Annotated in this window: 12 protein-coding genes and 1 other annotated feature; of the genes, 3 read left to right on the top strand and 9 right to left on the bottom strand. The window is 34.8% G+C overall.

Features of this window, described 5'->3' with window-relative positions; translation table 11 throughout:
- Positions 1-30: 30 nt before the first annotated feature.
- The 3 genes from PQF83_RS03755 to PQF83_RS03745 all read right to left on the bottom strand — a co-directional run bounded on the left by PQF83_RS03755 (position 31) and on the right by PQF83_RS03745 (position 1,888).
- The gene (locus tag PQF83_RS03755) at positions 31-672 is read right to left on the bottom strand and encodes a FusB/FusC family EF-G-binding protein (RefSeq protein ID WP_000387076.1); all 642 of its coding nucleotides are present in this window, start codon (positions 670-672) and stop codon (positions 31-33) included.
- 110 nt (positions 673-782) lie between these two features.
- Complete coding sequence (locus tag PQF83_RS03750) at positions 783-1,469, bottom strand: DUF421 domain-containing protein (protein WP_001015532.1); 687 nt, start codon at positions 1,467-1,469, stop codon at positions 783-785.
- Between the two features lie 155 nt (positions 1,470-1,624).
- Entirely contained in the window at positions 1,625-1,888 is a 264-nt protein-coding gene (locus PQF83_RS03745) for a CD3324 family protein (RefSeq protein WP_000878319.1), read from the bottom strand.
- 330 nt (positions 1,889-2,218) lie between these two features.
- On the opposite strand from PQF83_RS03745, the gene PQF83_RS03740 reads away from it, so the two are divergent.
- Positions 2,219-2,923 (top strand): polysaccharide deacetylase family protein, encoded by a 705-nt coding sequence (locus tag PQF83_RS03740; protein WP_000726849.1) that lies wholly within the window; start codon positions 2,219-2,221, stop codon positions 2,921-2,923.
- A 40-nt stretch (positions 2,924-2,963) separates the two neighbouring features.
- Here PQF83_RS03740 and PQF83_RS03735 read toward each other — a convergent pair whose 3' ends face one another.
- Complete coding sequence (locus tag PQF83_RS03735) at positions 2,964-4,301, bottom strand: sodium-dependent transporter (protein WP_001088182.1); 1,338 nt, start codon at positions 4,299-4,301, stop codon at positions 2,964-2,966.
- Between the two features lie 300 nt (positions 4,302-4,601).
- Positions 4,602-4,824: a binding site (T-box leader), on the bottom strand.
- A gap of 220 nt (positions 4,825-5,044) precedes the next feature.
- Here PQF83_RS03735 and PQF83_RS03730 point away from each other — a divergent pair.
- Positions 5,045-6,679, top strand: coding sequence for a putative polysaccharide biosynthesis protein (locus PQF83_RS03730; protein ID WP_000107894.1), 1,635 nt, complete (start codon positions 5,045-5,047; stop codon positions 6,677-6,679).
- Between the two features lie 40 nt (positions 6,680-6,719).
- Here the strand turns inward: PQF83_RS03730 and PQF83_RS03725 are convergent, their stop codons facing one another.
- The 4 genes from PQF83_RS03725 to PQF83_RS03710 form a co-directional block, all read right to left on the bottom strand.
- Complete coding sequence (locus tag PQF83_RS03725; RefSeq protein ID WP_000523167.1) at positions 6,720-7,544, bottom strand: DUF4037 domain-containing protein; 825 nt, start codon at positions 7,542-7,544, stop codon at positions 6,720-6,722.
- 90 nt (positions 7,545-7,634) lie between these two features.
- Entirely contained in the window at positions 7,635-8,147 is a 513-nt protein-coding gene (locus PQF83_RS03720; RefSeq protein ID WP_000771319.1) for a GNAT family N-acetyltransferase, read from the bottom strand.
- A gap of 77 nt (positions 8,148-8,224) precedes the next feature.
- Positions 8,225-9,142 (bottom strand): cysteine synthase A, encoded by a 918-nt coding sequence (cysK, locus tag PQF83_RS03715; RefSeq protein ID WP_000762261.1) that lies wholly within the window; start codon positions 9,140-9,142, stop codon positions 8,225-8,227.
- Between the two features lie 10 nt (positions 9,143-9,152).
- A complete protein-coding gene (locus PQF83_RS03710) occupies positions 9,153-10,364 on the bottom strand; it encodes an MFS transporter (protein WP_001149408.1) in 1,212 nt (403 codons plus the stop codon).
- A 222-nt stretch (positions 10,365-10,586) separates the two neighbouring features.
- Here PQF83_RS03710 and PQF83_RS03705 point away from each other — a divergent pair, with 222 nt between their 5' ends.
- Positions 10,587-12,227 (top strand): peptide ABC transporter substrate-binding protein, encoded by a 1,641-nt coding sequence (locus PQF83_RS03705; RefSeq protein ID WP_000730643.1) that lies wholly within the window; start codon positions 10,587-10,589, stop codon positions 12,225-12,227.
- A gap of 41 nt (positions 12,228-12,268) precedes the next feature.
- Here the strand turns inward: PQF83_RS03705 and hflX are convergent, their stop codons facing one another.
- Positions 12,269-13,528: a GTPase HflX gene (hflX, locus tag PQF83_RS03700; RefSeq protein WP_000391885.1), complete on the bottom strand. Its 1,260-nt coding sequence runs from the start codon at positions 13,526-13,528 to the stop codon at positions 12,269-12,271.
- Positions 13,529-13,927 lie beyond the last annotated feature (399 nt).

The raw sequence follows: 13,927 nt of genomic DNA, 5'->3' as shown, positions 1-13,927 counted from the left end.
CTCCAGTTTAAGCACTAGAGGTTTTCCATTTTATTTCTTCAATCTCTCAATAAAATCCTGTAATTTATCAAGTGATTTCATATTCTGATTACAGGCCACGGCATCTTTGCAAATATAGTTTCCCTTTTTCACGAAAGTTCCTGGTATATCACCTTTAATTTCAACTAAAAACATCCCTACCTCTTCATGTCCGTGACATAAAGAACAAATGCTCTTTTTATTTAAACTTTGAAACGTTCCTTGCAGACCAACAAACTTATTTTTATCATTTTTTGCTATAATAAATTTCCTGCTTGACCCTTTATCAATCCAGCTTAAATAAGATAATTCTTTCATGTCCATTTCTTCCATATCAGGAAGTTTTAATTTTTTCACCTTAGGAAATAATTTTTTTAATGTTTGTGCTGTAACTTCCTGAAACGGAATGACGTACGGATTTATTTTCATTAAAAACGATTCTGCATCTTCTCTATTTTGAACTGTTAATACCGTATCGATTAACTCTTTCTGCTCATCCGTTAAATTCTCAAATACATGTATTATCTTTTCAATTGCTAATGATTTTAACGCTTGAATGACACCTCTATCATTTGCCGTTGCGTGCCCATTCGCTAAAATATAAGCTTGTGATTTTATAAAATTATATTGATCACTTCTAATAAAAGCTTCCATCTTTATCACTCCATACAAATTGTTGATCTAATCTTATTGTATACAATGATTTAGCTTTTTGGTATGTAAAAGATAACTTAGAAACGAATATTACATACATCGATTATATTTTACCGCTCCATTTCCTGACAAAAGAAGCCATCATCTGTTTTCCATTCCGCATATAATACGTCTTCAAACTTAGTAATCCCCTTTTGTTTTATTTGCTTATACAGCCATCCTTCATCAAAACCAGCTTCTCTCAAATTATCTTTCACTACTTTTCCATCACTAATTAATGAAATTGGTAAGTATACAGGCTTATGTTTTAAACTTAAATCATTTATAGTGGGAGATTCGTATTTACTTTTTTTCAGAACACTTATATTTCCGTTAGGTTCTAATATCATATATTCAACTTCTCGGATTGAAAATATATCTTTTTGTTGCCTAAGCATTTGTTGTAATTGGTTAATGTCCAAATGATTTACACTTAATTGTTCACGATCAATCTTTCCATTACGAATAATAATGGAAGGATATCCTTCAAAAAACCTTCTTGTTCCTCTTATTTTTTGCGTTATCACTTCTATTGTATAAATTAAAATTACCCATACAAATACTGAATATAAAATAGACCACACTTTAATTTTAGGATCATATATTGAATTTCCAACGAGCTCACCAAGAACAATAGCAGAAATAAAATCAAATGGCGTCAGCTGAGATATTTGTGTTTTCCCTAATATTTTTGTAGCAATTAATAGAACAAAGAAACCAATTAAAAGCTCTATCGTTATTTGTCCAATATGATTCATATATGCTCACCTTTCTGCTTTTCACTCAAATGTTCTATTTAGTAAAAAAACGACATATTTTTCTATTATCTTTCCCATTCATAAGCTATATATCCAATAGATACAAAGCAAAAAAGAGTCTAGTTCAAAATAATATTTGAACTAGACTCTTTTTTTCATTTAGAATACACAATCTTTTTAATCGTTTCTCCGGAAAGAAAATACTCTTCTGCAAGTTGATGAATAGCAATTCCACTTTTAAACGCTTCTTTAATGGCTTTGTTTCTTTCATCTAACTGTTTTCTTCCTCCAGATCGTGTTCCCCATTTATAATGTTTCGTTTCTTGTTTTGGAATGTAAATTGTTTCACCTTGTATATACTTTTGAATTTCAGTAATTAAACTCTCTGGTAAAACTGCCTTAGCTTTTACGTATTTCATTTCTGCTCGCCCCTTATTTTTTATGGTTCATTTCAATAAGGTGCAAAGCCAAATACAAAAAATGATACAAGCTCATTTTGGCGATGAATTGTATATTACCTGTCTACCTCACGCAAAGTATCGCCATTTCCATACTTGGCTTTGCATGAGACGCTGCAGTGTCTGGCAATTGAATTATAATCGCCATGTAAACACCTCCTAATATACCTTTTTCATTACATTATATGATAAATTCCTTCCCCTTGCATCCACATCCTTTTTAAAGCATGAAATTACTTAGTTTGATATAATACTTTTTAGTCCAATCAAAAACTATAGTGAGGTTGCTTTATGAAAAAGAAAATAATCATTACAATCATTACATTATTCATTATTACTGTAGCATTATTCGGAACATACAAATTGATGAATGCAAGAAGCTTTCAATTATTTGGAGATTTAACAAATCGAGTAGAAACAAATGAAAAGGTGATTGCTTTAACTTTTGATGATGGCCCTACTAACAATGTAAAACAAATATTACCGCTACTAGATACATACAATGCAAAAGCTACTTTCTTTTTAATTGGAAATGAATTAGAGAAAAACCTATCGTTAGGAGAATCTATCGTACAATCTGGACACCAAATTGGAAACCATACATATTCTCATAACAGAATGGTTTTTAAAACACCTTCTTTTATTAAAGAAGAAATAGAAAAAACGAATGCATTAATCCGCCAAACAGGATTTACAGGCGCAATTGATTTTAGACCACCTAACGGGAAAAAGCTAATTGGTCTGCCCTATTATTTAAATAAAAACAATATCGAAACAATCACCTGGGACCTTGAACCTGATACTTTTTATAAATCTGCTGCTGATAAAATTGAATATGTTAATAAAAATGTAAAACCAGGTTCTATCATTTTACTGCACTCTATGTATGATGAGTCTAATGAAAGTTTACAGACCATTGAAGGTATTTTAGACTCTTTATCTAAGAAGGGCTATCAGTTCGTAACAGTAAACGAACTACAAAAAAGAACAAAGTAAGAAAGGTAGCGTATCATACAATGATACGCTACCTTTTTGTTTAAATAATGCCAAGTACATTTAAGAATACGATAATAATCGCAATTGGTGCGATGAAGCGAAGTAAGAATAACCATAATACGAATAATTTATAGCCTTTATTTTTACTTACACCAAGCTCTTTCATTAATACATCTTTCTTCATTTTTAAAGGAACAAAGATAGAAACTAATAAAACACCAAGTGGCATTAATACGTTACTAACTGCATAATCCGCTAAATCAAAGACTGTCTTTCCGAAAATCTTCAGATCGCTTAATATACCAAATGACAATGCTGATGGTACTCCTACAACGAAGATTAATAAACCTACGATTAAAGCCATTTTTTCACGTTTCCCTTTACCTTTTGCAGTTAAAGATGCCACGCTAATTTCTAACATCGAAATCGCTGATGTAATAGTAGCAAAGAAGAATAGTAGTAAGAAAACGATGAAGAAGAATTTTCCGAATGCCATTTTACTAAAAATAGCTGGCAGTACGATAAATAATAGTCCCGGTCCTTGAGATGGTTCCATTCCAAATGCGAACACTACTGGGAAAATTGCAAGTCCTGCAAGTAATGTAATCACAAGCGTTAAAGCTACGATAGAAAATGCTGAACGCGGTAAACTTTCCTCTTTCGGTAAGTATGAGCTATACGTTACCATTACTGCTACTCCGACTGATAGTGAGAAGAACGATTGTCCCATCGCATATAAAATAACTTCTGATGTTACATGTGAGAAATCAGGTTGTAAGAAGAAACGAACCCCTTCTCCTGCACCATCTAACGTAAGTGCACGAACGATTAATACAAAGAATAAAACGAATAGTGCTGGCATGAAATATTTATTTACTTTTTCAACACCATTTTGTACACCTTTACTTACGATAAAAATAGTAATAAGGATGAATAATAGCTGTGATCCTACTGCTAAATACGGATTGGAAATGATTTCACCAAACGTAGCTTCGTATGCGCCATTTCCTTCCCATAGTCTACCTGTAATTGCATTCCATAAATATAATAAAATCCAGCCTCCTACAACACTGTAGAAAGAAAGTAATATGAAACAAGTTACAATCCCTAATTTCCCTAACCATGGCCATAATGTTTTTGGTGCGATTTCTCTATACGCATCAACAGCCTCTTTTTGTGTACTTCTTCCGATAACGAATTCAGCTAATAATAGCGGTAAACCAATTAATAATGTGAAACCGATGAAAATAAGGAAGAACGCGCCGCCCCCTCCAATTCCGGCCATATACGGGAACTTCCAAATAGCCCCTAGACCAATTGCTGAACCTGCCGCAGCTAATACGAAACCTAATTTCGATGTCCATTGCTGTGAATTCATTTGTTAATCTCCTCTCTTTATCTTTTTCTGTTTTACAATTCGGTATTTATATTGTTCTATCCACACTCTTTTCTAATACGTTCACTTCCTCTCTACTAATAAAAAACGCCCCTACGTAAATACGTAGGGACGACAAAAATATCGCGGTACCACCCTAGTTATGAAGATACACCAAAGTTAGGACCTAAATAAAAAACGTCCCTACGCAAATACGTAGGGACGATAAATTATCGCGGTACCACCCTAGTTATGAAGCCACAACAAAGTAAGACCTAAATAAAAAACGTCCCTACGTAAATACGTAGGGACGATAAATATCGCGGTACCACCCTAGTTGTGAAACAATCTTCACCACTTTATTTGATAACGGTATAAACTACCGTCTTTCATTTCCTCATAATGTGAGATTTATGAAAGATGCTCCAGGACGAACTTCATGAATAATCTATATACTGATTCACACCAACCATCAGCTCTCTGTAATAGGGAGATATTCACTACTATACCCTTTCATTGCCCAAATATTATTTTCCGAATTGATTACTATCATTTTTATCACACATTAAAAATAGTGTCAACTTATATTTTGAATTTTTACGTATTACATTCTATTTGAAAATGTAAAATATGACTTTTAAGTGAATAATATTAGAATATTTATGTTCCATACTATATTAACTACTCTAACAGGTTTATAGTAATATACGATAAACGTAAGACAGCACGAGTAGGAGGAAAGAATTTTGTCTACTTCAAAAGTTTTAAAAGGAACTGCTTTATTAAGCGGCGCAACAATGATTTCACGTATATTAGGTTTTATATACTTCTTCCCTTTTCAACTATTAGTCGGAACACAAGGGGTCGCTTTATATGGATATGCATACTCTTGGTACGGAATTTTATTAAGCTTTTCAACTGCCGGTATCCCTATTGCCGTTTCCAAATTCGTTGCAAAGCATAATGCGCTTGGTGATTATAGTACAAGCAAAAAATTATACAACTCTAGCGTAAAATTAATGTTGTTTATGGGATTTTTAGGGTTTTTAGTTTTATTTATTGGAGCACCGTACATATCACAATTTATTATTCGCTCGAAAACGCCAGATCCACAATTTATCTCTGACGTAACACTTACGATGCGAGCATTAAGTTTCGCACTTATTCTCGTACCAGCAATGAGCGTTACACGTGGTTATTTCCAAGGATTTCAACATATGAAACCAAGCGCTGTTTCTCAAGTCGTAGAACAAATTGCACGCGTTGTTTTCATTTTAGTTGGTAGCTTTATCGTCTCAAAACTATTAGGAGGTTCCGTAGCCTCTTCTGTTGCAGTTGCTACGTTTGGAGCTGTTATCGGAGCACTTGCAAGCGTCTCTATTTTAATGATGTACTGGAAAAAATATAATGGGTTAAAACCTCCCGAAGGTGAATTAAAATCAAGAGCATCCAATATTCCATTAAAAAATATTTATATAGAATTACTTCGATATGCCATCCCAATTGTATTTGTCGGCATCGCAATTCCACTCTACACGTTAGTAGATCAATATACTGTAGCTGATGTCCTTAGAGCGATGGGAGAGCCGTTAGAAACAGCAAATGCAGTTTTCGCTTATATAACGAACTATGCCCAAAAGTTAATTATGATTCCAGCTTCACTTGCAACTGGATTCTCCTTAACGATCATTCCGGCTATAACGAAATCTTATACAAGCGGGAAATTAGAAGAATTACAAGAACAAATTTCAAAGATATTTCAAGTCTTATTATTCTTCACAATCCCGGCTGCATTTGGTCTTGCTAGCATCGCTTACGATGCATTCCGCATGGTTTATGTAAATCCTGAAATCGCACTTGGTGGATCACAATATTTAATTTCATTCGCACCGTCTGCTATATTAAGTGCGATTTTCACAGTTTCAGCAGCTATTTTACAAGGAATCGATTATCAACGAAAAACAATGATTGCATTCTCAGCCGGAATTCTCGTTAAAGTTGTAGTAAATACACCGCTCTTACATTTATTTGGCGGACACGGTGCTGTACTTGGAACCATTCTTGGATACCTCGTTTCCAATAGTATTATGTTGTACTGCATCGTTAAGTTTGCGAAATTTAAAATTGGTGAGACAGCAAAAACAGTATTTCTTATTACAATTTACTCCGCAGCAATGTCTGCTGTTGTGATGGCATTAAAATCAATTTTAACATGGTTAATTCCTGGACAAACTTATATGGAATCACTTCTCATTGTCGTTATATGTGGCGCTGTAGGAGGGCTTGTTTACCTTTTATTCGTATTAACAAGTGGACTTGCTTCACATATTCTCGGTGATAGAATTCAACGCTTACCTATACTGGGGAAATTAGTAAAATAAAAAACAAAGAGATGTAACAAGGGTTACATCTCTTTGTTTTTTATTTCGCATATTGAATACGCTTTTGCTGTTCCGCGATATGTAATTCTGGAGCATGGTGTTCTACTAACTGTAATAGCTCCTCGATTAACACTTCTAACTCCTGTACACTATACTCCGGTTTCCCTATTAAAGCATTCGCCATACGCTCATATAAGTTTTCAGGCTTAATAATCATTCGTTCCACATTATATGGCATCCATTTAAACGCCGGGTGATGTACATACATTTTATTCAAACCAAATAAGACACCAAATATATTCCTTTGTGCTTCACAAATAACATCATATAGCATAAGCCAGTCTTTTCGTTTTAAAAGTGCCTCTCGATTATGCCAGCGATTGCTTAACCAAAGATTTTCTGAAATCATCCGTTTCGCTAGATTTTCTGGATATGCTACCACTCTATCTTTTAATGCATGTACTTTCTCTTCTCCATACAAACTAACACCGTCATGCACGGATGATACAATACATTGTTTTTCATAACTTATATCATATTGATCCACCACATCCGAAATCACTTTCTCTACTGTTTCTGTTAAAAAGTTACTAATCTCTAATTTAATTCCTTCTTTCGTCAAATACGTTTCCGACCATTCTTCTTCCTCATAAGGATGATATGACAAAATTGTTCCACCAATATAGTTAATAGGCCCTTTACGATCCTCATTCTCTGGTGGCATTGACCATAAAATATGTAGTTCTATATCTGAATGTTCATCTTCTAGCTTTCTAGCTACTGAACCGGCTAAAATAATAGCCTCCACTTTTGGGTTCTTCCTATAAATCTCTGACATTTCTATTGCTTTCTCTTTTAATCCCACTTCATTTCCCCCTATAATTGCATTACAGCCTTACTTCTTTTATTTATTTCGATATTACACATTTTATTCCCTTTTCAAAGTTCCACTACATCATATTTCTACCCAATAACGTTGTACAATTTCCCCAGTCTGAGAAGAAACTACTTCATTTTCTAACACACCGCCAACCTTTTGAATCGTTTTAGCCGAAGCGATATTAGCTTTATCACAAGTTATTAACACTTTCTGCAATCCTAATTTTTGTGCTTCATCCAATGCAAATTGTAGTTGTTTTGTAGCGTAACCTTGGCGACGTTTATTTGGATGGACACTATATCCAATATGACCACTTTCCCGCAATAATTCTGAGTTTAGTCGATGTCTAATATTTACAAAACCTATAAGTTCCCCTTTTTCAAAACTTAAAAATTGGCTAGACGGTACTCGATTACCTTGTAAGTTTTCTCCCGCTTCTTGTATACTCACTTTTTCAAACCATTCATCGAGAGAATCAAAATTTTGTAAAGAACTACTGCCGTGTGGTTGTTCATCAGCATGTAAAAACGCATCGCGATACTCCATAATTTGTTTGCTATATTCATATGTTGGTTTTAATAGTTTCATTGTGCTTCTCCTCTCTAAATAATCTACAACAAACCCCTTAATAGCTCTCTTTCACCATTAAGGGGTTTCTATCATTTTCATTCAAATAATCCCATACTCAAATAACGCTCACCTGTATCAGGTGCAATACATAAAACTTTTTTACCAGCACCTAATCGTTTCGCAATCATAATCGCTGCGTAAACAGAAGCACCAGAAGACGGCCCAACTAATAACCCCTCTTGTCTAGCTAAGTTTCTCATTGTCGTTAAAGCCTCTTCGTCTGCAATTTGAATAATTTCGTTATACACTTCCGTATTTAAGTTTTTCGGGATAAACCCTGGACTTGTTCCTACTAGTTTATGAGGACCTGGAACACCTCCGGATAAAACAGGAGATCCTTTCGGTTCTACTACTGCAACATATAAATTGGGTAGTTTCTCTTTTAACGTTTCACCAGTCCCAGTAATCGTTCCGCCTGTTCCTGCCGTTGCTACAAATGCATCAAGCTCTCCATCCATTTGTTCATAAATTTCAAGTGCAGTTGTATAACGATGAATATTCGGGTTTGCTGGATTTTCAAATTGCTGCGGAATAAAACTATTTGGAATTTTCTCTTGCAATTCTAACGCCTTCGCAATTGCTCCTGGCATTCTTTGTTCTGCCGGTGTTAAAACTACTTCTGCACCGTATGCTTTCAATAAATTTATACGCTCTTTTGACATATTGTCCGGCATAATTAAAATCGCTTTATATCCTTTCGCAGCCGCGTTCATCGCTAAACCAATTCCTGTATTACCACTTGTTGGCTCAATAATTGTATCTCCTGGTTTGATAAGACCATTCTCTTCTGCAACGTGCAATAAATTATAGGCAGCACGGTCTTTCACACTGCGTGATGGATTAAACATTTCTAGTTTTACATACACATCTGCTGCGTCTTCTGGAATAAATTTAGATAAACGGACGACAGGTGTATCTCCTATTAATTCTGTAACATTTTCACATAATTTCATAGTGCATCCCCTATTCTATCGTTTTCTTATCACTTGGTAATAACCAAGAAGTAAGTCCAATTAATGGTAGACAACTACATAGTAACATAATGAATTGTAGACTATATATGTCAGCCAATTTCCCAAGAACTACAGAGCCTAAAGCGCCGAGTCCAAACGCAAGCCCTACAATTAATCCAGATACCATTCCTACTTTTCCAGGAACAAGCTCTTGCGCATATACAACAATTACACTAAAACTACTCGAGCTAATAAAACCGATACATAAAAATAGCGGTATGACCCATACGAGCGAAACGTGGGGTAATAAAAGTGCAAGTGGGGCTGAACCTAGCATTGAAAATACAATAATTGTTTTCTTTCCAAATCGATCTGCTAATGGACCACCAAAGAAGGTTCCTAACACACCAGCAATCATAAATGCGAATACGAAATACTGAGCATTTTTTATAGATAAACCGTAATGCTCAATTAAGTAAAATTGATAAAAATTCCCGATACCAGCACCGTACCAAGAGCGTACAAAAGTAAGGAAAACAAGAAGTAAAATAACAAATTTAATATGTGTACTTACAATCGCATTTTCCGCCTCAAGCGCAGCCCTCTTTTTTCTCCTCACAGCGCCAGTCGCTAATTCATTCCTATACCAATTTGATACGAAAATTAATAATACAATTCCTACCGCTGCAAAGGCCGTAAAACCTAAAGAACCAATTTGCCCAAGCGGAACGAAAATTAACGCTGTAAAAATAGGAGCTAAAGAATTACCTGTATTTCCTCCCACTTGATAAATCGCTTGCGCTAAACCTCGTTTCGTCCCTGCTGCCATATAAGCAACTCGGGCGCCTTCTGGATGAAAGACTGCGGAACCTAATCCGATAAATAAAACAGAAATAATAACAATAATAAAGTTCGGTGCAAACGCGAGTCCAATCATCCCAAGCATACTCGAAAACATACCGAGCGGTAATAAAAATGGTGACGGCTTCTTATCCGAATACATACCAAAAACCGGTTGCATAATCGATGATGTCATATTTAACGCAAACGCAATCCACCCTACTTGCATATAGGATAAATTCATCGTTTTTTCCAAAATAGGAAACAACGCGGGCACAACTGCTTGCATCGAATCATTTAAAAAATGACCGAAACTAATCGCAAATAATATTCGATATATTGTCGGTGTTTCTACTCTGTTTTTTTGCGAAACTGCCTGCATATGTGTATTTCTCCTTCCTGTACAAAATATATATTTATTACAGTAGGTGTAATAAATTCTGACTTTTGAAACATTTCTATTCTATAATGGTTTCATTTCTTTTTCCAGAAATATCACCTTTTAAATAATATATTTTTTCTATATGCTTTATCGGATTTATTTATAGAAATTTTCTATATTTTCTTTTATACTAAGGCAGAGATGAAGGAAAGGATGACAACTATGAAGAAAAAAACAAAGGGAATCGTTGCACTCTCAATCACATTATCTATGTTTTTAACAGCATGTGGTCAAAAACAAGAGGCAACAACTACCGGAGAGAAGAAAAAAGAATCTTCGAAACAAGTATTAAACATTGTAGAAGCTGGGGAAATTTCTACACTTGATTCATCTATCGCAACCGATGGGTTTTCTTACGCTGCATTAAACAACATAATGGAAGGATTATATATGCCTGGTCCTGACAATAAACCTGTTCCTGCAGCCGCTGAATCATACAAACTGAGCGAAGACGGAAAAACATATACATTTACATTACACGATTCAAAATGGTCAAATGGCGATCCAGTAACTGCCCATGATTTTGAATATGCATGGAAACGGGCCGTTAATCCAGAAACTGCTTCTGAATACGCACATATTATGTTCGATATTAAAAACGCTGAAAAAATAAATAAAAAAGAATTGCCAATTGATTCATTTGGTGTAAAGGCGATTGATAATAAAACTCTTGAAGTACAGTTAGAACACCCTGTTCCATACTTTTTAGGTTTAATGGGATTTGCAACATTTTATCCTCAAAACAAAAAGGTTGTAGAAGCACAAGGGAAAAATTACGGACTTGAAGCTGCAAATGTAGTTTATAACGGACCTTTCCAATTAAGTGAATGGAAACATGATACAAGTTATAAAATGACAAAAAACCCGAACTACTGGGATAATAAAAATGTGAAATTAAATGAAATTAATGTAAATATCGTAAAAGATACTTCAACAGCCGTTAATTTATTTGAAAGTAAACAAGTAGACCGTATTACGATCAATTCAGAGTTTGTTGATAAATATCAAAAAGATCCAAGCTTAAAGAAAATGGAACGTCCTTCTGTGACATTTTTCCGATTTAGTCAAAAGAACCCTTTATTAGCAAACAAAAATGCTCGTAAAGCTATTTCGCTTGCTTTTGATAAACAAGGAATCGCAACAACGATTTTAAACAATGGTTCTATACCTGCGAATGCATTCGTTCCAAAAGGATTCGTAAAAGGACCTGACAATAAAGATTTTCGCAGTACAAGTCATGTAAAAGTAGAAACAAATGTGAAAGAAGCTAAAACACTATGGGAAACTGCGAAAAAAGAAACAAATTTACAAAACGCTTCTCTTTCAATCATAACAACAGATGAGTCTAACGATAAAAAAATTAGTGAGTTTTTAAAAGGTGAGCTGGAGAAAAACTTACCTGGATTAAAAATCACATTACAACCACTTCCAGTAAAAGCATTTTTAGATCGTGAAGGAAATGGTGATTATGACATTTCACTTTCTACATGGGGACCAGATTATCCTGATCCTACAACATTTTTAAATATGTTCGTCACAGACGGACCGTTTAATAAGATGAGTTACTCAAACAAACAATACGACGAATTAATTGAGAAAACGAGCTCTACTTTAGTAACTGACTTACCAGCACGTTGGAAAGCGTTCCAAGATGCAGAGAAAATCTTACTTAAAGATGATGCAGCTATCGCTCCAATCTTCCAATCAGGACTTGTATATTTAGAACGTCCAACAGTAAAAGGTGTTGTTGTTCGTCCATTTGCAGGAATTTATTCTTATAAGTGGGCCTCTATTACGGAATAAGAAAAAGGCGATCCTAAAACATATTAGGATCGCCTTCTTTATTAAATTGCAAAACGCTTATACTTTTCGTAATCGCTCGTCTTACATTCCACTTCTAGTTTCGTACCTTCGTTTTCATAACTCGTAGATAGAACGTGCGCATGAGTATTGAAATAAGAAACTACCTGTCCTTGATCATACGGAATTAGCATTTCACACTTCGTATACTCTTTATAAATGTGTGAGCGAATCATTTCGACAAGTTCTTCAATTCCAACGTGTTTCTTCGCTGATAAATAAACGCGGTCTTCTTGTACTTTCGGAATTTCAACATCTACCATATCTGATTTGTTATAAGCATAGATTGTTGGAATATTTTCTACTCCAATTTTCTTTAACGTTTCATTTGTAATATCAATTAACTGTTCATAATTCGGATTTGCATAATCTACAACGTGAATAAGTAAGTCTGCTTCCGCTACTTCTTCTAACGTTGAACGGAATGCTTTCACAAGATGATGTGGTAATTTACTTACAAATCCAACTGTATCTGTTAATAAGAATGATTTATTATCTGGTAAATCAATATTTCGCACCGATGTTTCTAACGTTGCAAATAACATATCTTTTTCAAATACTTGTTTTTCTTCTGTCCCATTATAAATTTCAAGCATCGCATTCATCGTCGTTGATTTTCCTGCGTTCGTATAACCTACTAATGCTACAACAGGAATTTCATTTTTCTTACGTTGTTTTCGCTGCGTTTGACGCTGCGCAACAAGAGCTTCTAAATCTTTATTTAAAACTGAAATTTGTTCTTCAATTTTACGACGATCCAACTCTAATTTCTTCTCACCGACACCTTTATTTTTCGTACCAACACCGCCGCTCTGTCTTCCTAACGATTCACGAAGACCAATTAAACGAGGCATCATATACTGAAGGTGGGCCACTTCTACTTGCAACTGCGCTTCTTTCGTTTTCGCACGTTGCGCAAAAATGTCTAAAATTAATATGGTACGGTCAATTACTTTACAATCTAAATCTGCTTCTAAATTTCGAATTTGAGAAGGCGATAATTCGTCATTAAAGATGACCATATTCGCACCTACTTCATTTACATAGGCTGCTACTTCTTCAATCTTTCCTTTTCCAATATAATGGGATGGATTTACACGTTGTAAATTTTGCGTCACTTGTCCAATTACCTCTACATCACAAGCTTCTGCAAGATTCGTTAGCTCTTCCATCGAATATGCAAAATCATCCTCATTACCTAAATTTACTCCAACTAAAACTGCTCTTTGTAATAATTCTTCCATATATTTATTCCTCCATTTCGATTACGTAAAATAAAAAACACAGGTCGCTGCCTGTGTTTTCGTAAACGGATAAGGGTTCACCAAAGAAATAGAAGAAAGTTGTGCTTTCATCCTATCTCATAGTTAAAAAGTCCCAAGATCGTATGCGTATCCACTATAAGTGTTCACCTATACAATCCCATTCTATTTATAAAGGCAAAACAAAAAGAGGGCGTATTCGTCCCTCCCTCTTTTTCACATATAAGCTTAATAAAGGGTTCCTTTAAAATAGGCAGACCAATCCCGTTCACTCTGTACACAGACAGAGCCTTTGAGCGCTATTCAATTATTGGCACAAAGTATTGAGACGTAATCTGATTAAGATCAAAGGAAGCCCCTCCGTTCATTTTAAGTTACATA

Origin of the sequence: Bacillus sp. FF-1 (assembly GCF_028548245.1) — a bacterium.
Classification (GTDB): domain Bacteria; phylum Bacillota; class Bacilli; order Bacillales; family Bacillaceae_G; genus Bacillus_A; species Bacillus_A paranthracis.
This window is presented reverse-complemented; position numbering and strand designations above follow the sequence as displayed.